The sequence below is a fragment of the Paenibacillus oenotherae genome, assembly GCF_019443105.1.
Lineage (GTDB): Bacteria > Bacillota > Bacilli > Paenibacillales > Paenibacillaceae > Paenibacillus_Z > Paenibacillus_Z oenotherae.
This window is the reverse complement of the sequence record NZ_JAHZIJ010000002.1, coordinates 413,571-438,691: the sequence shown is the minus strand read 5'-3', so window position 1 is coordinate 438,691 and position 25,121 is coordinate 413,571. Positions and strand designations below refer to the sequence as shown.

18 protein-coding genes are annotated in these 25,121 nt (G+C 38.0%); 17 read left to right on the top strand and 1 reads right to left on the bottom strand.

Features of this window, described 5'->3' with window-relative positions:
* The first annotated feature begins 40 nt into the window (after window positions 1-40).
* Window positions 41-1,693, top strand: coding sequence for a hypothetical protein (locus K0T92_RS06130; RefSeq protein ID WP_219871536.1), 1,653 nt, complete (start codon window positions 41-43; stop codon window positions 1,691-1,693).
* Between the two features lie 490 nt (window positions 1,694-2,183).
* Entirely contained in the window at window positions 2,184-3,530 is a 1,347-nt protein-coding gene (locus K0T92_RS06125; RefSeq protein ID WP_219871535.1) for a hypothetical protein, read from the top strand.
* Between the two features lie 423 nt (window positions 3,531-3,953).
* On the opposite strand, the gene K0T92_RS06120 is transcribed toward K0T92_RS06125, so the two are convergent.
* Window positions 3,954-5,027 (bottom strand): helix-turn-helix domain-containing protein, encoded by a 1,074-nt coding sequence (locus K0T92_RS06120; protein ID WP_219871534.1) that lies wholly within the window; start codon window positions 5,025-5,027, stop codon window positions 3,954-3,956.
* 226 nt (window positions 5,028-5,253) lie between these two features.
* Between K0T92_RS06120 and K0T92_RS06115 the strand changes: the two genes are divergently transcribed.
* The 15 genes from K0T92_RS06115 to K0T92_RS06045 all read left to right on the top strand — a co-directional run bounded on the left by K0T92_RS06115 (window position 5,254) and on the right by K0T92_RS06045 (window position 25,059).
* A complete protein-coding gene (locus K0T92_RS06115) occupies window positions 5,254-6,777 on the top strand; it encodes a TIGR02677 family protein (RefSeq protein WP_219871533.1) in 1,524 nt (507 codons plus the stop codon).
* Entirely contained in the window at window positions 6,777-7,949 is a 1,173-nt protein-coding gene (locus tag K0T92_RS06110) for a TIGR02678 family protein (protein ID WP_219871532.1), read from the top strand. Before K0T92_RS06115 ends, K0T92_RS06110 begins: the two co-directional genes overlap by 1 nt.
* Window positions 7,946-12,196: a TIGR02680 family protein gene (locus K0T92_RS06105; RefSeq protein WP_219871531.1), complete on the top strand. Its 4,251-nt coding sequence runs from the start codon at window positions 7,946-7,948 to the stop codon at window positions 12,194-12,196. The genes K0T92_RS06110 and K0T92_RS06105 overlap by 4 nt, the downstream gene beginning before the upstream one ends.
* A gap of 3 nt (window positions 12,197-12,199) precedes the next feature.
* Window positions 12,200-13,489: a DUF2399 domain-containing protein gene (locus tag K0T92_RS06100; protein ID WP_219871530.1), complete on the top strand. Its 1,290-nt coding sequence runs from the start codon at window positions 12,200-12,202 to the stop codon at window positions 13,487-13,489.
* 374 nt (window positions 13,490-13,863) lie between these two features.
* Window positions 13,864-14,574, top strand: coding sequence for a hypothetical protein (locus K0T92_RS06095; protein WP_219871529.1), 711 nt, complete (start codon window positions 13,864-13,866; stop codon window positions 14,572-14,574).
* 127 nt (window positions 14,575-14,701) lie between these two features.
* Complete coding sequence (locus tag K0T92_RS06090; RefSeq protein ID WP_219871528.1) at window positions 14,702-15,472, top strand: GIY-YIG nuclease family protein; 771 nt, start codon at window positions 14,702-14,704, stop codon at window positions 15,470-15,472.
* A 91-nt stretch (window positions 15,473-15,563) separates the two neighbouring features.
* Window positions 15,564-16,697 carry a hypothetical protein gene (locus K0T92_RS06085; RefSeq protein WP_219871527.1) on the top strand — a complete coding sequence of 378 codons (1,134 nt, stop codon included), beginning with the start codon at window positions 15,564-15,566 and terminating at the stop codon, window positions 16,695-16,697.
* Between the two features lie 327 nt (window positions 16,698-17,024).
* A complete protein-coding gene (locus K0T92_RS06080) occupies window positions 17,025-17,168 on the top strand; it encodes a hypothetical protein (RefSeq protein WP_219871526.1) in 144 nt (47 codons plus the stop codon).
* A 278-nt stretch (window positions 17,169-17,446) separates the two neighbouring features.
* Window positions 17,447-19,054 (top strand): TIGR02391 family protein, encoded by a 1,608-nt coding sequence (locus K0T92_RS06075; protein WP_219871525.1) that lies wholly within the window; start codon window positions 17,447-17,449, stop codon window positions 19,052-19,054.
* A gap of 512 nt (window positions 19,055-19,566) precedes the next feature.
* A complete protein-coding gene (locus tag K0T92_RS06070; RefSeq protein WP_219871524.1) occupies window positions 19,567-19,983 on the top strand; it encodes a hypothetical protein in 417 nt (138 codons plus the stop codon).
* Between the two features lie 18 nt (window positions 19,984-20,001).
* Window positions 20,002-20,976, top strand: a complete 975-nt coding sequence (locus K0T92_RS06065) for a hypothetical protein (protein ID WP_219871523.1) — start codon at window positions 20,002-20,004, stop codon at window positions 20,974-20,976.
* Between the two features lie 815 nt (window positions 20,977-21,791).
* Window positions 21,792-23,027, top strand: a complete 1,236-nt coding sequence (locus K0T92_RS06060; protein WP_219871522.1) for a hypothetical protein — start codon at window positions 21,792-21,794, stop codon at window positions 23,025-23,027.
* Between the two features lie 98 nt (window positions 23,028-23,125).
* Entirely contained in the window at window positions 23,126-23,497 is a 372-nt protein-coding gene (locus K0T92_RS06055; RefSeq protein ID WP_219871521.1) for a hypothetical protein, read from the top strand.
* A 227-nt stretch (window positions 23,498-23,724) separates the two neighbouring features.
* A complete protein-coding gene (locus K0T92_RS06050; protein ID WP_219871520.1) occupies window positions 23,725-24,117 on the top strand; it encodes a hypothetical protein in 393 nt (130 codons plus the stop codon).
* A gap of 87 nt (window positions 24,118-24,204) precedes the next feature.
* Complete coding sequence (locus K0T92_RS06045; protein WP_219871519.1) at window positions 24,205-25,059, top strand: hypothetical protein; 855 nt, start codon at window positions 24,205-24,207, stop codon at window positions 25,057-25,059.
* Window positions 25,060-25,121: the final 62 nt, after the last annotated feature.

Below are 25,121 nucleotides of genomic sequence, written 5' to 3'. Positions count from 1 at the left end.
TGACGATAAGGTGAACTTAAAGAAAATGGAGTTGAAGTGATTGAAATCAGATATTCAGCTGCAGAAAGAGTATGATTTTCGACAAAAGTTAATTTCAGATATAGAGGGACGAATTCAATCATTTATTTCATCGTATTGTCTAAAGTACAAGAGTAATATAGGATTCATGTTGGTTTATCCTCTAATCCGTCTTGAGGAACGCTGTTTTGAATTGAATCAAGGTGGCAACCTTAGTTGGATCGAAGATGAGAGATACGCAATTAGTTGGTTTATTAGACAGATTGCTAAATTTAGTGTAAGTCAAAATCAGTCTTATGAATTTAATAATACAGAATATCAACTTTTCAAAAATGTTTATCCTCAAATAAAAGATATATGGGATGACTATCAATACATAATAAGATTAAATGATATGAACTCATATGGTAAGTATGATATTGACATGAATAGTGATGTTATACAGATTATTAGACCTGCTATCATGCATACTATGATCGATTCAGCTATTTATGGGAATGGACTTCATGATAGAGAAGGGATGGCGAAAGATAAAATTGCAGCAGAAAAAGTTAGTCGATATCTTCAAACACGTGATTTACAACAGTTACGAAAGATTGCATTGGGAAAGGATAAAGATTTTATAGAGCTCTGTATAACAAGAGTAGATAAAGATTTTTCGAAAATGGGTGGAAATATCACCAGTGCTTATATTGAAAATTTATCCAATCTCAGGAGATTTATTGGATTTTTATATTCAATATGCCAATTTCAATTATTCAGTAAATTTAATCGCATACCGGGGATCGGTATTAAAAAGGATAGTTTAGTTTTTTCTTATACGCAATCAGAATTTATTGAAATCACATATAAAGCGATAAGAATTCCCATCGAACAACTTAAGCTGTTTATTGAATACTTTACGTTTCCAACGGATAATGAAGGAACATTGCAAGAGTTCCCATTGATCCTTCATAATGAAAAAATTTACTTTATTCCAAGTTCATTTTTATTGAATGATTGGCACTTTAATATTCCAAATGGGCATTATTATAAAAAAATAGAAATTACCAATAGAAACAATACAATTGCTCATACCATTGTTCAGTGGGTAGCCGACCGAGCGGAAAAGTTCCCTAATATCGTTATTTCGATGGAGAAGGATTATCAAAAGGTTGCTCATCAACAAAGTCTAGATGGAAGTGAAATCGATTTAGCTTTATATGATTTAGATAAGAATGTTCTTCTAATAATTGAGTGTAAGTGGCAGGAGAATGTTTATAATCCAACTGAAAACTACTTAAATATACAGCGTATCTTTAATAAAGTATTTAAAAAGCAGCTACCAACACACGAAAAATTTTTAAGGCGTAAAGAAAATATCGATTATATTTTTGATTACGATCAGCGTGTTGTAGAAAAATCAAATAATGTAGATATTCATTATATTATGTTGGATAAAAGGGTTCAGTACCATCATGGCAATAAGCATTTAGTTACTGTCTACATGATGCTTTTGCTTATCAATATATATGCACAAGATGATGGTATTCTCCGTTTAGATGAGTTGATTTCGAAAGTAGAGTCATTTGAGACAGAAGTAGATTATGAACTACTGGGCTCTTGTACAGAGTTTATTTTAGATGGAGATAAAGTAAGTGCTGAATATTTAAACTACTATTATTTAGAGCCTTAATTGTTTAGTATAACTTAAACCGTTGTAAATAATAAAATTAAAATTTTCGGTTATGAACTAAGATTGGGAATCCGTCCATTCCTAGTTCAAAACCGAGATAAAAGGACTGAATAAGTTCTGTTATTCAAGAAAAGGAACATCATTTATAATGGTGTATAAAATCGTGTCGCGCGCAAGTATGGCGCGCGGATCGAGCAACTGCAGTTCGCGTTCCTGTATGCTTATCTGGACGAGGTTCAACCTTAGTACAATCGGCCTCCTATGGAGACGGTTAGTGGTGCGACCTCTTGCTCCCATTCACATTCAATACTTTATTACCTCCGATCATTTTAGCGCTAGAATGCTGGTAACTCATCCGGATTTGAAAGTAAGGACGATAGCTCGAGCAACGCGAGCAGTCCCAAGAAGGATAATTCTATATTTGCTTCTGCGAGTCGGTGAATTTAAATTTAACTATATATTATTCTCTAAGTGATGGGAGGAACTTTCTGTGATTGATCATAAGTACTCTATTCCAACTCCACAGAGATGGGAAACTTGTTTTTATTGTGGAGGCCACCTTCCGGCTAAAAACAAAGAGCATATTTTTAATTCAAATTGGACAGGTAAGCATAAGACGGGTTCTTTGATCTGCGACGTTTGCAACGCTGCATTTGCACCAGAGGTTGATAAGGCATTTCTCCCTTATACGAAGTACCAAATGAATGTATGGTCTCTAAAAGGCGAACGACACAAAGATGCGCCCACTATTAAGACTAAAGAGAAGATAGTTATTCGGCCGGGAGCCCAGCCAGAGGTTACACCTTCATTAAATTTACATATTGAGGATGGAAAGCTATATTACAAGGGCAAAGCTCCAAATAAAGCGACCTTGCGCCGTCTCTTAAATGATCAGCTTCCTTTGAAGTTGGGGCGAAGCCTAAGAGAAGATGAGATACAACAGATAAATATTTCTGTACGCCAAGCAGAAATTCATACAGAACTAGCAGGATCTGTGCAGTTACATGATTCAATTGATCCCTCCTTAGAAATGCGCTCAACCATTCATACTATTCTAAAGTGTATGGCCCTCTATGACCCAAAATTTAGGGAGCATATATTCAAGGATGTACTGGACTTTAGTCGATATGGAATTGGCGATTGGAGCTCTTTTGCCGTTCAAACTCATTCTATCGTCGTTGACGTTGTAGCTGCCTACTCTAAGAATAACCCTGATTATAATGCGGTAGAAGTGCATTATCTACCCGCAAATAAACAAATTCTGGCGAGGCTTGTAATTCTGGGTCAAATAAATCGTTGGGTAATTTTATCGAATGAATATGAAGGACCCTTTCAGTTATTGTTTGTAGGCGAGCCATCTCTTGGAGGAATACTAGAACCATTGTTCTTGACGTTCGCTGATTCATTTCCCCTGTCAGTTCAGGTCGATCGTGTTATGGTAATAGATGATTTTGCAAAGGAACTAGTACAGCTATCTCAAATAGCGCTTGGACCGGATGCCCAATTAGCAAATTTATTTCGTTGTATTGAGCAGATTTTAAAGGGGAAAAGTCACGTAACGGTTGAACTTATTGAAGAGTATAGGGATGCACTACTTTCATTTATTACTAACATGGGGAAAATTCAGTCCCAAATCACGGGATCTTTTATTTCCTATTCGGAAGAAGATATGCTCCGTGACTTGATGGATAATGGTCTCGCCGAACTTGAAGCGTTAATCGGACAAAGCATTGTGAGTCCCAAAGTAGCTGAGCTCATAACTCGTCCGATTCTATTCGTATTCAGTCGTTTAATTCAATTGGGTAAGGAAGCAAAATCGAGGCGCGAAGACCCTTGATTTCTAGACATTGCTAGTCTAAATCTGGAAGCCAACTTGAAATCAGAAATTCTTCTTCTCACGAGAAATAGTGTTTTCTCAACAATCTGATTATTTATGCATTAATATTCAATTGCAAAATATTGCGTCTTAAGGAGCGATTGGCCAATTTGCCAACTGCTCCTTGTTTTTTGTGGATTTGTTCAATGAAAATGACCCTGTAAATGTAAGGTTTATCTTCAAAGGATGGATTCACATTATTTATAGAAGCCAAGGTAAGACTAGTGTCACGAAAACAAGTTTGCGGGGCAGCAGAGCTCAACCCAGACTTATCTACAAGGATAAGGATAGTAATACCATAGTGGTCCCCCACGTTTTATCTCGTTTACTTATTGAAGGCTCCCCCTCGATGGTTTATTTATTCGCATATTGAGTAAGACAACATCATTTAAGTTGAAGAAATGTAACAATAAATCCGAATGCAGGATCAAATAATGATTCTTCATAAATATTTAATGGTTTTGATGGATTCTTCACCCATGCATTAGTAGGGACAAATCCTTTTTTTATTTGTTTGGAGCTCGGTGGGTTGTTCGTAAGTTCAAAAGCTAATGATCCCTTTTGAAGTTGGTCCACGAGGGGGGAAGGAAATCCAGCTTCGTATTTTTTATTGACGTTGATCCCTTTTGAAGTTAGAAAAGCAGTTGTCTTATTGTGAGACTGTTGATACTTCTGGCCGATCACCTCCATAGAACTTCCGAATCGCTTCTCAGCGAGCCACTCAAAACCATCTATCCCAGGTCCAATCGATTTGAATTCCTGTTTTAATAAACCTGTAGGAACTAGTAATTCACCAGCGAACTCCCTGGCTTCGATTGCAAATATGTCTTCCTCATCTAGTGATCGCTTATTTTTCTCTCTGTAGAATGTGCTTTTCACATGCCATGGAATGCATAAATGTCCTAACATCATCGCAACCGTAAACTTTTGTCGAGGTTTATATCCTTGACTTAAAATGATAACAGGCTTCTCTCCGCCTTTGTGTAAAACACCTTCATAGTCTAATTCGTTATGAGATTGCACAATTTCTACTCCCATTTGTGCAGCTAATTGGAACGGCTCAATAGGTGGTTCCTCGATTCGGTAATGCCGCAAAAGGTAATGTGCATACTCAATGGAAGTATCGAAAAATGGGAGATCAAAATATCGTTTTGTCCCCGTGAGAAAATGTATGTAATCAATCAATTGTTTCTTTTGGTTGCGGTCAAGGTAGCGGGAAATAGATGTGATCATTTTTGTGTTTGGGTCTTCGTTAGCCTGCATATCACCACTGACTAGATATTCAAGTGATACGTCAAGTTCATTACTGATTTTTTGTAACAATCCATATGAAGGATTTCTTTTTGCCTTTTCGATTTGGCTGATGAAAGCAGCGCTAACACCCGTGAAAGTTCCGAGCGCTTCCTGCGATAAACCTTTTTCCTTTCGCTTTTCACTAATGCGTGCACCTAGTGACATGATGTAACGATCTCCTTAAATACTCTTTTTTTATTATAATACTACACTACGATTATAACGTATAGTTAAGATATGCATTAACAATAAGTTAAAAACTTGACAGAGCCGTTGCGTGGGCATATCCTTTAATAAGGAAACACCTTCCAAACGGAAGGCGGTTATATCATCTGGTATGGGCATTTCTGTACCTAATGAGTACAGCAAAACGTAATACAAGGGGTCTAATATGAAAAATTACAATTTTGATTCAGAACCACTATTCAAATACTTAACCGAGCCCAGGGCACCTATTTATAGAGCTATAGCGAGATTTTTATACGAAAAGCATAACCGGCAAGACTCTAGTACGACAATCGACGAGATACAAGAACTGTTAACAAGAAACGTTATAGATAGCGAAGATTTTGATGAGGCAAGAGTGAAAGAGGCTTTGCGAAGTTTAGAGAAATGGGAAGTCATTGAGACGGAAAAGACAAAAGGAAGAGGTATGACGATTGCGGAGTGGAATAGAAATCGCTTCACCTACCGTCTTACTAAAGCAGGGATTGAAATCGAAACATTATTAATTAGATTAGACGAACCGGATCAATCGTTATTAAGTGGTTTGAAAAGTCGCCAGTTCAATATTTTGCTTAACAAACTAGAATTATTAAAAAATACTCAAGCTCGCTACTTATCCAGAGAAAGAATGATGGAAGTCTGGTCGAGTGTTTTTGACGTTCATAAAGAATTAAGAACAAACGCTTCAAGTTACTTATATCATATTCAAAAAGCTGAAAAAGCGGATTTGTTTAATACGGAGGCTTTTTTAGAATTTAAGGATAATATTATGCAGTATCTGGGTGCTTATATCATGGAGCTGAAACGGAATAAGCATAGTATACGTGAAATGATTAAGAGTATTCCGGATAGTCACATAGAAGATTATGTGGATACGATGTTGAAAGAAAATAAAGTTAATGCGCTTTTATATGAAGATTACTCTCCTGATGAAATGCGAGTTTCGTTGCTGGAAAAGTGGCGTGAATTACAGACGTGGTTCCTGGGTTCGAACGGTTCAATGAGTGATATTGAAATATTAGAAGAAAGAACCAATGAAGCAATCGGAATGATTGTTACCTACGCTAAAAGACATTCGGAAGCAAGAAATACAGCGAGTAGGATTCAGGATTATAAGATACTTGCAGGTCTTTTTAAGCAGAGTGGCTCTATGGAAAACGCGCATAAGTTATTTGCTGCGGTGATGGGAGCAAGCAATTCCCGAAGTTTATTTTCTCCAAGTGATATTGAAATCCAAAGTGATGGAAAATACATAAACGGAGAGGATATTTGGAAGACCAACATTGGCGTTTTTTATTTACCTAATATGAGTCGGACTGGCCCCCGAAGAGAGCGAAATAACTCTGTAATTCAAAATAATGACGAGCAACAAAAATACATCATGATAGAAAAAATAAAACGTCGAAAAGCAGAAGAAGAAGATGTGAAACGACTGATCAAAGACGGAAAAATCGTTTTAGCAAATACGGAAATTTTAAAACCACATCAAAGGAAGACCATATTAAAATGGCTAAATAAATCTGTAAAACAACGACAAGGTAAAAAAGATGCTAAAAAATATTACCGTACAGAAATGGGATTTAAGTTTAAGGTTACGTATCGTTCTGACAACAAGAGAGTGCCCATTCTTTGTACAGATGGTGTGTTATATGGTCCTGATATTATTCTGGAATTTGAAGGTGAAAATTAATGGAAACAGGACCGATTAATGAAGGATTGCAAGCTGCTGTAGAGGTCTTGATGGAGGATTTTATTGTGGAAAGACGTAGTGATACAGATACATTTAGAGAGATCTTAAATAATGAAAAAACCATCCGTCGTTTCGTGACAGAAAACTTTGGCTACCAACTCAAAATAGATTCTGATCAAGCTAAATTGGAAAAGGTCCCTTATTACGCAAGAGAATGGATGGGGATCAAAGAATTTAGAGACGAAATAGATTATATGTTTTTAATGAGTATTTTGGCGTTCCTTGAGAAAAAGCAACCAGAGGAAGGTTTTTTGTTAAGTGACATCATTGAAGAGACAAAACAATTTTTGTATAACATTCAATTAGTTGATTGGAAGAAGAGGCAAGATAGGAAAAGTTTTGTTAATGCCATTCAATATGTCACAAACTTGAATCTGGTTTACATAAGAGATGGTGAAATCGAATCGTTTGAAGAGTCCGAGGACGGGGAAGTGTTATATTTTACAACCTCTTTGATCAGGTATATGTTTCGAAATTTTTCCAAGCCTATCGAGCAAATTGAAAGCATAGAAGCGTTTTTGATGGATGGGTTGGACACCGGAAATCCACATCATACGTTAATGCGTAAACTGTATTTTGAACCAGTCGTCTTTTTCAATGAATTATCAGAACAAGAACGCGAATTTATCGCTAGACAAAGAAATTACGAAATTATAAAAAAAGCAATAGAAGTTCATACAGGTTTCGAGTTAGAACGCTCGTTGAAATGTATATACCTTATTAAAAAAGAGAGAAAACGACATCTTAAACAACATCCTCATTATAATAATGAGTCCTATATCGTCACACAAGTGGCTAAAGAATTATCTGATCGCTTGAGTGTAATGCAAGAAAAACCCTTGGAATTATGGGTGCTCTCTGACCAAGAATTTGAAGATGTCTTACAGAAAGCAAAACGAAAAAATGAGTTAGCATGGCCTAACACATTGAGGCAGTGGAGTTTTATAGAATATAAACACATGGTCATTCAGTATGCAAGAGAATGGAAGTTGGCGGAATACAACGATATCACCTGGGAAATTACAATTTACCCCACTTTCATTAGAACAATTGGGGAATACCATGAGGAATTAAAAAACTATATAGCAATGGAAAGTGGTGGTAATGAATGAAAAAGAGGTCAAATCCTTTTATCCCGGCAGCGGTAGGGTATATCAATTTTTGGGTATATACGCAAGAAGAATATGACTTCTATAAGGGGAATATTCTTTTTGGTGGAGAAAATGGCCAAGGCAAATCTGTATCAATGCAATCGATTATCCCGCTATTGTTAGATGGCAATAAACACCCTTCTCGTATTGACCCATTTGGCACAAGCAAAAAGAAACTGATAGATTATATGAAAGTAAACGACGAAATCGTACCTGGGAAAATCTCATATCTCTACATCGTTTATGAGAGAGAGAGAACCAAAGATGTAGTAACGACAGGTCTAGGATTAAGATCAAAGTCAGATGGAACGGTGGAATCGTGGGGTTTTATAGTCAAAGGTGAAAGGCCTGGATCTTTTTTCTCTCTTGTTGAAAGTGAAGGCTTCAATGAAAACGGGGTTGAAGTATTTAAGCCCAAAACTAAACAACAACTCCGAGAAGAGCTCAAGAAACGCCCGAATGCGACATTCACTGATGGCCAATCGGAATATGCCACGGCTGTAAACAATGTAGTTTTTAACTTCGCTGGCGGCGTGGACCAATTGAAGGAATTAACAAACCTGTTGATCCAAGTCCGTTCACCGAAGCTCTCTAAAGAATTAAAACCCTCCATACTCTACGATGCTCTAAAGTATTCCTTGCCTGAATTATCTTTTGAAGTTGTCTCCAGAATATCCAATACAATTAAAGACATCGACGATAGGAATCGTCAGATAGAAAGAACAGAACAAGATCTAGAGTTAGCGCGAATTCTGTCTTTGGAATACAAAAAATATCTAGAAGCAACTTTGCGTAATGCTTCTACGAAATTTGTAGAAGCAAAAGATGAAAAAGATAAAGCAACGAAGTTATTAAAAAACACTCAGGATGACATGCACAAAAAACGAGCTATCGAGATACGAACGAATGACGAGCTTGAAGACATGAATATTGAATTGTCAGTTAAGGAGAACAAACTAGATACACTAGAATCTCCGGAGTTACGCAGTTTGAATAACCGAATGATAAGCGCAGATTCCGAAAAAACGTCAAAAGAACAAGAATTACAAGATAAGCAGGATAAGCTAGAAGATAATAATAAACGCTTATTTCACATACAAGGGAACGTTAAAAGATTTGAGGAAAACAGTTATCAATTAGAAAAGTCCATTCAAGCACAAATAAGGGATATTCAGAGTGTTGGAGAAGAAATCCAATTTCACGAAAACGAGTCTTATCTTACTTCGGCTAAAGCACATTTAGAAGATTGTCGAAAAGATAATCAATACTTCAATTCATGGTTAAACCGTTTGAATGATCATATCAAAAAATTAAAACACATTATAAAGCTCTTCACGGATGAAAATAACGCAAAAGAAAAAATGGAACAAAAGAAAGCAGATATCCGGGAGATAGATCTTCAAGTTTTAGATGCTACCAAAGAATACAACAAAGCCCTTGATGTAATCGAAAGAGAAAAAGAAGCCTTCAAACGCGAATTTCGTTTGTGGTTACATAAAAACGAAGTATTCACTATACCTCAAAGTGTTATTGGTTATTTAATGAATGTGGTGGAGAATTTATTTGAAGTGGATAATATGACAGCACAGATGGTGGAACATGAATTAGCACAAATCAAGGAAAAATTGTTAAAGCCGATTGAAGACCGGTTTTCAGAAAATCGTGCTGCAATCATTAACACACAGAACGACATTGAATCGTTAAAGAAAGAAATAGACGAACTTCATCAAGTGAAAGAAGTTGAACCCCGTTCAAGAAGGCAAAAAACAAAACAACAACGAACATTACTTGAACAACAAGGTATACCGTTTATTCCTTTTTATGAAGCAGTTGATTTCCGTGAAGGGGTTTCTGAGGAAACAAAAGAACGGATTGAGTCTGCTTTGTTAGATATGGGGTTGTTAGATGCACTAATTGTGTCCGAAAAACATCGGGAAAAAGTGAACGCAAACGATGCAGTTATTATCCCAAATAAGGATCAAGGTAAACATAAGGATTCAGGATTATCGTCTATTCTGAAAGTTGTTCCACCAAAAACGGAAATTGTGATTGCTGATATAGAATCTGTTCTTCTAAGCATTAGTATGGAAGATTTGAATGCCGAAACCTCTATTTCTAAGGATGGTAAGTACAAACACGGGCTCTTGCAGGGATATGCTGTTGAACAGCCACTTGCAGCGTATATAGGTGAAGAAGCTAGAAAGAGATTTAGAGAAGAAAGTATTCGTCAAAAAGAAGAGATGCTGGAGAAAGCTGAACATGAATTAAAAGCCTTGAAGGAAAATGAGACGGCCATTCAAGATAAAAAGAAACAGCTGCAAGAAGAATACAATAAACGGCCTGTATTAGACAAAATCAAGAGTGCCTATGATGAAATGAGAATAAAGAAACGCTTTAAGGAACAAGAGATTCTTAAGCAAGAAAAAGTAAAAAAATTACACCAAGAGTTGGTTGATATCTTTAACAGAAAGCATAATGAACGAACGTTGGTCTGCCAGTCATTGGAGGGAGCAACAACATTAGAGTCGGTTTCTTCGATGTTAGAGATTGCTGAAGATGAGTGCCGAGATAAGATTATTAAACTTTCTAATATGCTCCATACGTTCAGTACAAACAAAATCGAATTAGAAATGGCGCTGGATAATCTTGAACAAGCAGAACAAGCGGATGAACAACTTCGAGATGAGATCAGCTTACTGGAAAGAGGGATTAAAAGGGCAGAACTCTTGATTAAAGAAATAGAAGAACAATTGAATAAAATGGATTATGAAGGGATTAAGCAACAAATTGAAATAACGAGAAATCGTATCAATCAACTAAAAGAAGATATCCCGAAAAAGATCCAACTACATGCGGAGGTTAAAAGTAAAAGGGAAGACTTAGAAGTGAAAATCGAAGACTTGAAGCATGTAGAAGCGTATAAAGCTAAAATGTTATTGGCTCGAGAAGAAGTCTTAGAAAACGAGCTGCACGCTAGAAAAGTTGACGGCATTACGGACCTATACGCATACGCAAAAGAGCACGCCAATGAAGAACCTATCAAAATCGAGAGTGCCATTGAAAAAATGTCGAATGCTTTAAACCGTGCGCGTTTCAATGGGCTAGAGAATTATACGGTCCAATCCATTAGAGTTCCATATGGCTCCATAACTTTTAGTGAAGAAGATTTTGGTGAGGATAAGGACAAACGTAATTCGGTTGAGTTGTTAGTCGGGGAAAGAGAGCGTTTGAATATTACTTTATCTGTTGACGGCTTTAAGATAAATCCTTCTGAATTTCATGATTATTTGCTAGCTCTACTCGAAGAGCAGAAACAATTCTTGCGTAAAGATGAAGAAGCTTTAATACAAGATGTCATGATTCAAGGGACAGGGGAACAAATAAATGAATTAATCAAAAAAGCGAAGAAATGGAAAGATGACATCAATGTGATTATGGCTGATATGAAAAACTCCATTGATCTACGCTTAATATGGGAACCTATCGCTAAAGACGATAAACAAGCTTCACTATCCACGCTGCGTTTAGTGGAATTGTTGGGTAGAGATTTTAACACCTTAAAGGATGAGGATATCGAAGCGCTTAGTGATCATTTCATGTCCAAAATCTATGAAGCTAAAGATAAGTTGCTAAGTGGTTCAGACGTTCAAAACCTCGAACAAGCACTCAAACAGGTGTTGGATTATCGAGAGTGGTATCAGTTCAAAATCATGTACACCATCGAAGGACAAAAAGAAAAGACCCTCAACGAAGATAATCTTGCACTTCTTAGTGGAGGGGAAAGGGCGATGGCCATCTACATCCCATTGTTTTCAGCGACCTATTCCAAATATACTAATGCCGGGGAAGATGCGCCGTATATCGTAGCATTGGATGAGGCGTATGCCGGTGTGGATGATAACAATATCTCAGAAATGTTTGGGATTATGAAACAGTATCAATTCAACTATATTTTGACCTCTCAAGCGCTATGGGCCGACTATGAAACGGTTCCAGGAATTAATATCTATGTGTTGAGTTTTGATAAAACAAATAGAGTCGTGACATCAGAGCCATGGAAATGGGATGGACAAAAAATCGCAATGAATGAGGAAATGCTAAAAAAACGGGGGGTCGTAGTGGATGACGACGGTGAACTGGAATTGAAAGATGGGGTACAAGTTGCCCTAGACTTTGATTTCGTAGCAACAAAGGAGACAATGGAATAAAAGATGGACGTGAATCTAAAAGAACAGGCAAAACTCTATTTTGGTAAAAAAGAATTTAGATGCGTTATTCAGTCTTTCAAAAATAAAATAGAGTCGTTGGGGAAAGTCGGGGGTACGGTTAAGCTCACCCCGACGTTAGATGAACGAAAAGCCTTAGAAAAATGGTTGGATGAAGATTTCGAAGGAACCACCATTACGGTATCTCTGGATAAGTTTGAAAAAAGACTATCGGGATCTCGCTTTGATGAGTTGACGTTATGGGAAGTTGTAGAGTTAGTGTCGGGAGAAAAAATCATTCCTAACAAAGAGAGAGAGCAACACCAACTTTTGCGGAAACAAGAGTTTTTTGACCGGTTAAGACGAAAATACCTGCATCCCTACACGGATTTAATTTTAGAGAAACTGGAAGCTAAAGCGAAGAATGTTAGCTGGATAACGGGCTTGTACAACAAAGGAGATAAACAAACCATTGAAGTTCTGTTTCATGCGGTAACATCTCTCCCCTCTGAGGGTGACTTTGAGCGGCTACCTATATTTTCAGAACGAATAACAGGAGATCCTCATTATTTTGATAATAGTAGCCAATTGTGCAAAGCTCTTGAATTAATTCAATCTGAACAAGAAAACCGATCATATATAGGTAATTTATCTGCTGAAGAAGAAGATGTGCTGCTTGTGTCTTATGGACTTGCAAAAGATGATTTACATAGCTTTGTTACATGTTACGGTTTGGAAGCTTATCGAGATGAATGTTTGCTACAACAATGGTATTGGGCTAACGAGGAGAAAACGGTTCAAAATATTCCTTTGCGAGCTATGAAACGAGTAGAATCGGTTCGACCGATAAGAGGTAATTGTGTTTTTGTGATCGAAAATAGCGGTGTATATTCAAGCGTTCTCGACAAATTGGGAAATAATATTGCGCCTGTAGTTTGTACCCATGGAAACTTCAGATTATCAGGGTTGATTTTATTGGATAAAATTATAAAAAGTGGCTATTCAATATTTTACTCTGGTGACTTTGATGGAAACGGTATTTCGCTCGCGTATTTTCTAAGGCGTAGATATGGTCAACAAGTGAAATTCTGGAGAATGGGACGCGAAGAATATTTAGAATCTATCTCTAAAGTTTCTTTAAATGAAAAATCAATCAAAAGAATTTCTGCAATTCAAGATGGTGAACTAATGCCAGTGATTCAAGAAATGAAAAAAAGGAAAAAAGCGGGGTATCAAGAACCTCTTTTGGAAAAATTATCAAATGATATTATTGAGAATAATTTGGAATTTTCTTGAAGGGATAACCTGCTTCAATGTTCATTCGAGTAGGAAGTAGGTAATCGCTGTAGGATTACCAGCGGATAGCTATAGTGGCAGAAGTTGTTCAGAAAAGATGAGACTCTGTAATCAAGAAGAGAGATGATATGCAGATTATGAGGGGTCTTTTGGCTTTGTAAAATTATTTAGTGGTGGTGTCTCCCGAGGCACCACCTTTTTTTCTTCAAACGCTATAGGTACAACGGATTGTTTTTTTGTTGGAAAATAGAAGGATAAACTCCCTGTTTGTCGAAACAAGTGCAGGGTAGGGAATATCGACAAGTGTTAAGTCGGTAGGATATATATGTCGGTTAGGTTGTGTCGCAGAAAAAAATTCAAAAGGGGCTAGAGGTATGGGGCTTTCTGTATATAGAATCGACACTGGAGTAATTGGAAAGATTTTTGGTTTATTGCGTAAAACTGATCTTCCGACAATGTTGGGTGCACAAGGGTTGATGACTAAAAGGGTTAGCTTAGCTGTAACAGATTTTGTTGGCTTTGAGAATCACTACGTAATTAACTCTGTTGATGAACTTAATCGTTTTGAGAATCCTTTAGGTAATTCTTGGAGCAAATCAACTAGCCAATATTATATAAGGCATCCTAAAAAGGCTCGAGATAGGTTTCTCATTGAGGTTGATAAATTTCATGAGTACATATACAGGGAGCAGATCTCGGATATAGTCGCTTTTTTAAGAGCTAATCTTTCAATTAAGAGCCTTACTATATCTTCTGCAGCGGAAACTGACTTCTCTGCTTTTGCTCATCTGCCGATTGAAGGCTTAAAGATTGAGGGGAAGGCAGAGGCAAAACTTATCTCAAAGAAGGAACTCGTTATTAATTGTCCAGAAGGAATGAAAATCTCAGAGAAGAGAAAAGAGTATGTGTGGATCAATGATTTTCAAGAGTTATTGGAGGTTGTTGATGGATTTCCAGGTGGTGATTTCAGACATACCATTGAGATTTCAAATTCTTTCGGGATGACATTGAAAGAGGCTAAGCTTTTAGGTATTGGTGGTTCATGGCTCAACAATCGGAAATTTGAGATAAGATTTAGCTGTTAGAAAGAGCAGGGTTGGTGTCTAAGGTGTCGACTTTGATTTTGTACGGAAAATAAACAACGACGAAGATGCAGGTTTTTCTATATGAGGGAATCTACATATGCTTTGAATTTGAAGGAGGAGTACCTTTTTGTTTGGAACTATTATCATGGATGCTTACCGCAAGGAAGAGGTGGGTCAGATAGCATTTGCTCTTGATGATCTGTGTTCAGCAACTGATAGTTATGGTTGGGCTTCTTCGGGTATTTATTGCTACTGGAATTATTACACAAGTGAAGTATATTATATTGGGTTAGCCATAGACTTGACCGAACGATTCAAACAGCATAATGGACTACTTACAGTAGATCCTGCAAGTTGTAAACTTGATAAGATAACAGAGTATTTTCGGTCGAATGAAAAGCTGGGTTTTTCGATCTTTGTTCAGTCGCCACTGAGTCAAGCTGTAACTAGGAACAATATTTATAAATGGTTTGGGTACGATCCAGAGGAATTTCAAATTCAAGATTTTACTAAGGATAGGTTTAGAGAAGAGTTAAAAGTTTTAGAAGGGATATTAATTGAGGCATATAGATTGAAAAAAGGGGTACGTCCTCCTTGGAATGCAGTTTCCGGAAGTATATCAGGACAAAAAAGAGCCACTGAAGAGACTTATGAAGTTGTTCAATACTTCACATCTGTTGATCCTGCACCTCTAACTGCTAGATACTCCTTAAGGGAATTATCAAATGATCCAGTGATAGAAGGACACGAGAATTTCCTGCATGCAGCAAGGATTTTAATGACGAGTTTGGGTATTACGTACGCAAGTGCTTTGGATATTATTCGCAAACATGATTCAGTTGGGATATACAATCAGTTGTTAGAAACAAACTATTTCTATAAGAGACTGGTGATATAAACTGATATATCCACTTTGTTAAGATAAGATTAGTTCACAGGTCTTCTATGATGATAGTAAACAAGAAAATAACTCCGAAGTGAGGTGAAATATGAACCCGTACATTTTAAATGATGCATTACTACAGCAATTCAAACAAGCTGTCTTTGAGCACGATGACTTTTTAATAAACACGTTCTATGACTTCAATGGGGAGAACCGCTGGAACCTGATCTGTTCTGCGAAAGATTGGCTGAGTGTCAGCATTAATGGTTTGCCGTACATTGACTTGAACCATAAGATTGACGATGTTCGATCACTAAATGTCGCACAGTTAATAATGACCTACGACATAGTTGTCGAATCAGTGAAGAAGCTTCTTCAGGTATTTGATCTTGAGAATCCGTTAAAAGATGACAGCTCCACGTTTAACAAATCTGTGCCAGATGACAGGTATTTTAAGCAGATACGAGCCTGCTTTGCAGCTCATCCGGTTGATCTTGATAGCACTGATGGGGTAAAAGCCAAGAGAAATGGCGGTAACAGTAAACCAGAGAGGTACTTTGCTTCTTGGTCTAGCGATGTCGGGGGTGCTGCAGATTATTCGGTTTATCTCTACAGTAATAAGCCAGGGGCAGAAGCTATTCCCTTCTTGATGAACTTTGCTCAAATTCATGAGTATACCGCAAAGCGTTATTCGCTTTTAGATGATATCGTAAGGGCAATTGAGAACAAGAAAAAGGAGTTTTCTCTTGAACAGAGTCAACACCCTATTAGACGCAGCTCTGAGATCGTAGAACAACTAACAATACTTTTAGAAGAAAACAGTACTCGGATTCGTGAAGGTGATGGGTATCATTATGAAATCAAAACTCTGATGGATTTGTTAACCGCTCCAAAGGACTTCCCTGATTATGAACAAGATACTGTGAAACCGTATCTTAGTTCATTATCCGCTTTAGTTGAAGAAATTTTTCAGTCTTTGCAGAACATGAGGTATGAAGAGTTGAAACATGGTTATTTGCTGAACTCAAGATCCTATAGATTTGAAAATGTATTTTACGACTTGTCTAAGGTGTTCGAGTATATCAACAATCCTTACTACAACGCGTCATTGGTTGATCATCATCTAAATCGCTTAATCACAGCCGGGGTATTGCCTCAGTTCGTAAACCGAACTACCGACAAGCGTGATTTGCAACTACTGCTCTTGTCTAAAGTGGCTGTTAAAGAAGAGAATGATTGAGAGGGCAATCTTCAACAGTCACATGGACAAAGATCAGGTTCAATATTGACATGTTCAAAAAATAGTATTTTTATCAGCTTTTTCCGATACATTGATTATCGTTATGGAATTGGAAATAAATAACTAATGGAATTTTGCGAAATTGTTTGTCTAAGTAAATCACACTTAGTAAGGTGTGATTTTCTTGCATACAATTAGCCCATCGAGGGCTATGTGCTTGCTCACATTAGCTCCAATAACCAGAGTTATAGGAAGTGATTTCTATTTCTTTGTCGAAATGTTTATTATGGTCTGACATGATGAAACATAGGGACGGTGACATTATTAATGAGCATATTCAAGAATCGGATCAGAGGCGGAAGCGGTGATGGACCACAAAAACCGATCGATCCATCAAAAATTCTCAAAACCTTGATTCACCAAGAAGGCTATGACTATCCTGGTGTGGATCGGAATGTCCCTGATGTCTAGGGCACCAATATAGATGTTAGCTCAGAAGCTGCCAACCTATATTTGGCGGTTTCTGTTCTGCTTCTAGAGAAAGTTTGGAGCCTGATCGAGCTGCAGTGAAAAACGGCAGCCCGATCCTACTGAATGAGAAATGAAGTGCCCATCATACAAAGATAGCCGATTTAATTGTTCTTAATGCGTTTTTTGTCGATTCATACTTTTGGAGCAGGATTTTAGTCCCTTGTTGGTGAATATTTACATATGCAATTGCAAGTGAATTTAATGTATGGAGCGATGTCATGACAGCGAAGATTATTTGTCCGCTTTGCGGCAATGAAGCGGTGCAAATGCGAGACAGGTCTGAGGTTTACCTGATAAACTGCCCGAATTGTGGTGACTTCCAGATCTCCCGCGAGTGTTTGGATGATTTACCAGCAGAGTGTAAGCTTCAGCCGCAACTGATGAAGGTATCGTCATTCACCAGATATCGCACGATTAATCATGATCCGGTAGCTACTCTGTTTATAGGTGAGCCAAATGGTTCAGAGGGTTATTCTATTCAACAGATTATCGGTCAATTTCCATCCGTACCGGAACGCAAATTGAAAGCATTGAAGAACCTCCAAGGAATGTCGAAGTATTGGGGCGATGCGGTATCCATTGATCATAAGGATTACGCTGTATTTTTCCCCGAAGTAAATGAAGAGCAGCCGAGCCTTATGATGATGAGGACGCTGGTCGAAGAAGGATTAGTTTCAGGCGAAGTAAAATTCCCAACACAGCTTACGGTTACGGAAAAAGGTAGTTCTCTATTGAGGGGTCAAACAGCTCATGCAGCGCCCGATGCTCCATCGCCAGCGCCTAAGGCTCCTGTGATTGAAGAGCCGACTCCAGTCGCCGCTCGACCGAGTAAGTTGGAGGGATTGCATCCAAGAGTACTGGAGGTTGCCCAAAAGCTTTTCCAAGATGGACATTTCCGTTCGGCTGTTCTCGATACGTATGTAGCGTTGGATAATGATGTTCAAAGGAAGAGCCGCCTTGCTCTAACTGGCAAGCCTTTAATGGACGGTGCATTTTCTAAAAATAACCCTGTTCTAAAGTTAAGCGATGCTCCAGACGCGCAATTAGGTGCGATGTTACTATTTTCGGGAGCAATTATGGGGGTTCGGAACGTCTTAGCGCATGATCAAAGGGCAAATCCGTCAGAACAAGAAGCATCAGAGCTGCTTTACTTTGCATCGACTCTGTTCAGGAGATTAGACCAAGCGGTGAATGTTGAAGCTGAGAAGCTTATGGTTGAAATTTCTCAGCTTTCATTTAAGCTTGACGGTAAAGCATCCTATTCGAACAGCGCCCAAATTAGGAAGTACTTTGCTCCTTCAAGGGATTACGTTGACGGTGGGTTGCATAGGCTCTGTTTCGAGAAGATCCTTATGTTAATTAGAAGCGGATACTTCAATGACCAAAATGCGGGTATCGATTTGTTACTGGAGTGGGATGAAACGCTTCTCGATCACGTAACCGATGATGACCATATAGAATTAATCACCTACATTTATAAAGCAGCTGGTGGCTCATATCCGTCGAACTCTGCTGTAGATTTGATTAAAGGTGGCTTTATGCCAATAACAAGGAGTCTTAAGCTATTCCAGGAGCATTTGCTTTCTAGTCCTGAAGTATTTCATAGGTTATTGGAGAAAATTTGGTGGAGACCTGAATTCTTCAAGTCAATCGTTAATTATACTGACCTAGAGTTTCTAGTCGCACTCCTCAATAAAGTAGTCGATAGAGAGTTTGTTTTAAATCGACCTGACTTAAATAGTCTGAGCTATGAGTTGAATCACGTAGGAAGGAAAGGTATTGCAGAGTTGGCTGACAAGATCGACCAGATGGATAAGGAATCTTAATACTGTTGTAAGGTGAGTTATACTCCGAAGCTGCCGTGAAAATCGGCAGCTATTTCTTATGTAATGGTTATTTCCTTTAGTGATTGATCCGTAGAGGGTATTTCTCTAAATTAAACTTATCTACTCACGAACTCCAACCACAACACAACACTGCACTCTCTATACAAATGCTACCAGTCCAGTATAATGAGCTTAAGACGGGGCTAACCTGATGAAAGCATCAGCGGACTTTATGAAGCAATTGGAACTATTATACGAGCAGTACGAGCAAGAGGTAACTGAGAAGCTGAAAGCCGGTATTCTTAAAGATACCACTGCCAAGACATACCTAACCCATTCAACCAATTTTGTCAGATGGTGTCGAAATGATTTTGTGCCAGGGGACAGAAATAAGTAGTGTAGCCGTGTTAGCCGCGGCAGACTAACAATATGTTGTTAGCCATGCCAAATCATCTGAAGACTACAGAACCATGTGCAATGATATGGAAAATACGGGATAAAGGGGTATCACAATGCCTGTTCCAGATAAGAAAATTGTCGTTAGCAAGTTGGGGGGAAAGTACGGCTGTTCCTTCTCTACGATTGAGGGGAAGAAAATTATGTATCAGGGAATTGTGGATGAAGAACAAATCGTAGTTTGCACACCACACTCCAAGATTCATACAATCGGTAAAGGTTGGTTCGACCTTACGATAAAACAGGTTGAACTTTTGGATGAAGCGGACATAGCGGTTTTAGCGGTTCGTTTGGAAGAAGGAAACATCTATATTGTAGACTTCAAAGAACAGCGAAAAATGATGACTCTAGAGATTCAGATTGAGAATCCTAGAGAAGGTGAGCATTGGAAGTTCTATATTTGGGGGAATAACATTCAAGTTAGGGGTTGTTTGGATAAGTTTCAAGCAGTACCTGAACGAATGATATCATAGCGACTTGAGGTAAATGGTATGACAAAGTTATTTCTACATAGTCGAGAAATGCGAAGCGTATTTCAGCTCTTAGGTGAGCACGAGAATGATATAAGCTACAGTGTGGCATGGGGGTTGACGCAGTGCCCTTCATTTCTGAAGGTTTTTCTCCAAAGTGTTCTTAAATGGAACGGTGATGTTAATGAAGTCGAAATCCGAATGCAGGAATATGAAAAGGGCAAAGGATTCACTGATATCGAAATTGAGTTGACCCAAGAATTTCACTTAATTATTGAGGCGAAGAGAGGATGGAACCTTCCAAACATCACACAGCTTCAAAAGTATTCAACCAGAACATCCTTCATACAAAATTCTTGCCATGATAAGCGTCTGATTGTATTGAGCGAATGTAGCAGAGATTACGCTAATCACCGTGTCCCAGATCAAGTAAATGGTTATCCGGTTGAGGTATTATCATGGAGGGACTTTTACCAATTCTCCAGGCTAGCACATCCACTCGGAACACATGCTGAGAAGCGGTTATTGCAAGAATTGAATGTTTATTTGGGGAGTTTGATGACAATGCAGAAGCAAGACTCGAATATGGTGTATGTAGTATCTGTTGGAGGTGGATCTCCTGATGGTTGGTCAATTTCATGGAGAGATATTATTAGCAAGAAGAGGAGATACTTTCACCCTATCGGTGGTAATGGATGGGTAAAAGAGCCACCTAACTACATTGCATTTCGTTATAATGGAAAACTGCAATCGATTCATCATATAGAAGGGTATGAGGTTGTCACTAACATGTCTAAAGTTTTTTCGGAGGCTAGAGACGAGGAGTGGAAACCAAGTTTCGTGTATCACTTAGGAGCTCCATTTACTCCAAGTGATGAGGTTAAGACCGGAAACATATATCCCAATGGCAGAGTGTGGTGTATGCTGGATACATTGTTCACTTGCTCAACGATATCCGAAGCGAGAGACCTCACAAAGTTGCGTCAAAATAGTTAAAGGAATGGTTATGCTGGTTTCTTCTCAGCAGCATTCAGGCAAATGAAAAGAACCTATAACCCCAAAACTGTAATAAGACAGAACGAGAATGTAAACAAGGACATTTACGGAAAAGCAAATCAATGAATTCCAGTAGGGGCTGTTAAGCCGAATCAGTATAATCACAAGATCATCTGTGCAATTTTCAAGGCAGTTGCTACCACAGGTCGTACTACCATAGAAATGATGGAGCGCTTGTGTAGCGATGAAAACAACCCAGTAATGTACGTGCCTACTTTAAGAATAATTACTCACAGATGAAGTTGGATGGAACTAAGAGCCACGGTAAAGTATTTGAGGATGACGGTGAAACGGTAACAGTCTGGCGCGAAGTTGAAGATACACTGATGAAATACAAATTGAGCTTTTGTGATTAATAATGTTATGGCGATTCACATTTGCTGTCGCATAAAAATAAATTTGAAGCACATATTGATCCAATTTCTTGTCCATCATGTAATAAGAAATTCTTTGACTTCGCCTATTATCCGCGATATTATCCTGCAGTTCTGCTTCGACCTGCTTGTCATCACTGACTCAACTACGTTATAGGTGGTGGCACACCGTATAGGGGCTGTTCTCACTGATTACTCCACACTTGTTGATTGCGTGGGGCAGTCTTAAACCCTTGGTCAGGGATTTTCAGGTTTGCGGGTTGGAATGCGGTGACTGGCCAATAGGTGGATTGATCGGCATACAGAGTGAATTAGATGTCATTACTTGCTTGCTGATAGAGCAGGTTGGATGTAAGACGCTCATAAGAGAGCAGATTAGACGTGTATCCTATTAGGCGATATTTTTGTGATGGATTTTTGGAGGTGTTGAATATAGGAAGGCAGTCTGGTTATCATAACAATCTAAATTCGAGTTCATATGAAATAGACCCGGATGTTATCAAGGATAAAATTGGGAAAGAGGCAATTAATGCTGACGAAATTGCGGCTTACCTTACAAAGTATTCTAGAAGGGGCGTTACATTTAGTGGGAAAACAATTAGGAGGCTAATCAATAAAATATGTGATTTAAGTGATGGGATATTAAAATTTACAGATTTTCAGGTTTCTAGAGATAACAATGAACCCATGTATTTAATCCAGCCAGAATACCAAGGGTTTATTCTTCCATTAATAGATTCTAGATATTTGCTTGACAATAAAAACGACAGAAAGCTCAGTACGAGAGAGGAATTGTACAGTGATCTAGTAGTTAATCTTGAAACTTATATGTCAGAAAAGGATTTAAAGATAATCGAATCAAATCCAGCGTTTATGAATGCTAAATTGGAGTGTCTGCTATCGGAGAGCATTAATAGGCAGATCTTAATATTAATGCAAAATCTGTTTCATTCAGATGAAGTATTGCGGTATAAGTTGATGGAGAAAACACTTGACACTTTGATTGAACTAAATCGAATTGTTATGAAACAGGAGGCGCGAATTTCTTCGTCAAAATTAGTTTATGGGCGTGCTTTCGATGAAAGTGCTGATGGTGAGTATAAGAAGAACATGCTTCAAGCTGATGGGCTAGCACAATTCATTATTCAACTCTTAGGCTTGAAGATGCATGGTGAAAAGTATGAATATCTAAGTGATGATGAACAACTTAGTTATCCCGCACTTTGGGCAGCAGCACAAATGTACGATTTAGATATTAATCCAGAAACTGATGCGGGACAAGAACTTAACAAAATCAGTGCTGCTATATCAGATAATGAGAAATTTAAAACTCTTGTAAAAAAAGCAAAGGAGATACTCAACCTCGATGATCCACGAGAATTTTTTATGTTCAAGGATATTATAAGATTGTTAGCTGCATATTACCTTATGCCTTTAGTAGATGATGATGATTATAAAAATATGATAAAATTCACAGAAAGCGCTATTTCCAATGACAAATGGGATGTGCTTAGAAAGTTAAATAGCAACAATGAGCGTGCGAATGAAAAAACGATTCGGGAACTGAGAAGAATTAATGAACTCAGAGCAATTCACCACTGGACAACCCCTGAATGAGATATTTCCTTTGGCAATAACACTTAACTTATTTAAATTAGAATCAAGCTTCAACACTGTAGCTTAGTGCTAATGAGAAAAATAAGAGACTGGAGTGTATGGCCATGGAAAAATGTAGCGTTATTTATGTGAAGTACGAGCCATCAGATACTATTGAAAAACAAGGAAAAAGGAGTTCTATTGAGAAGTATCTAAAACAGGGCTATTATATTAAAGAATCCCGAAATGGTTATTGGGTTTTAGTCAAACCCGTACAGGTAAACATTAAAATTAGCAATTCTTCGGGAGCTAGGACTTTTAATGTAAAGCAGGATATACTCGATCATTATAAAAAAAATAGAATTTCAGAGAAGTTAACTGAAAAATTTGAAGAAGATATGCAAAAGGAGAAGATTGGCATATATATGGATGAAGAAGGTGATTACGAAATTAGAAAAGAGATTAACCAAAACAAAGGAGGTTGCTCGTAACAATAAATCTAAATATAGAGATTTGAACGTTTCTCAGTCCAATAAAGCAAGGCGCTCTACGCTCAAACTTCGTAGAGTGCCTTGCTTACTTTATCGTTATTATTCCATATCCACCGTCGCGCCGGACTTGAATTCTACAGCGAACTTGTCCCCCCTGACCGTGACCTTCTCAATTAGCCGCCTGACTAGTTGCTCATTGTATTGGGTATTTGTGGTGGGTGGCTCTTGTGAAAATGCGCTCATCTAGACGATTCTTTGGCGAAGCTAGTCCCGACCCACGTTTTTTACTTGTACCTTCTGCTGTTGCTCGCGCAGGCGGTAGATTTCCTCCGGCCACATCGCCTCAGTTGCTACTAATAATCATCTGGGTGAAGCTGCGGTTTGTCTCTTGGGTTGGTATGCACGACGCGGCGCTTGATCGATTCTTCTTGCACCTTCATGAAAATTTTAACGGGATAAAAGCCTCGTTGTTGCTTTCACATAGTATCGGGAACAAGGGTCTACTTTACCCGCTTTTTGGTTGGAAAATCAACGGTGTTTATTGTGTTATTGTGTGCGATAGTGGGAAGGGCTTTTTTCAAATTATTTTGGATGTTTATTTCTTTTTATTAATATGGTAAAAATGAAGATATAAAAATCGGTCCAATCTGAATTGGACGATCGATAAAATGAAATGTACACATTTTCACTTTGAAGAGAGGTGCTTTATGGGAGAATGGGCAAAACCTAATAATTTTTCTGGAGCCTTTAGATTAACTAGTTCGAAATATGCTGATGCCTTTTTAGATACCGGATCAATCAAATTCAACACCCCCCAATCGTGGATTGATTACTCCAAAAAATATGGAGATGGTAGAGGAGATGGCTATGAGGGAGCTTTGGCATTTTGTGATAGTTTAGATGTTGAACGTATAGCCGAATTGACTCAAAAATATGAGTCTAGCTGCATCTTAAATCCTAATACCAGACCATTACTCAAGGAGATAAGCGGAGAACGACTATTTTTGAAAGATAAACGAAGTTTAGTGTTGCCTTGCTTTTGTGTGTACATCATGAAAAATAGCTTGTTTCCTTGTCCTGACAGTGGGGGAAAACACAGGGTAACTGCTGAGATACCAGCTTCATATTTTAGAGACTTTTCAGACAATTCTTTGCCGGAAGATATTGGAAATTTGCCATTAGAAGACCAGCCTGCATTGATAGTCATTTCCGACTTTGATGAGTTTAAGAATAGATTGTATAGCGCATTAAGGCAACTTGGTTTGGAAGATTCTGAAATATTAATTGGTAATGTATCATATTTTGATTTTGAGGCATACGGTTATAAAGGTTGGATGGATTTTGGCCAAAAATACCCTAAAGAATTATTGGTGAAAAATATCCGCTTTGCAGAGCAAAGTGAGGCACGAGTTATAATTAAAACTATTAAAAAGGAAGTTATTGAGCGTCTATACGGTGCTCCAATAGAGTTAGGTTACATGAGGGATATAGCACAAGTCCATAAAGGTTACTTGCACGAAGGTATGCGTGTCGAAATGACAGTAGACATATATGAAGAATAGATGTAAATTTCTCATGCGTTTTATCCTGGTTTTTGCAATTATTGTGCTTTCCAAAAGTGGAA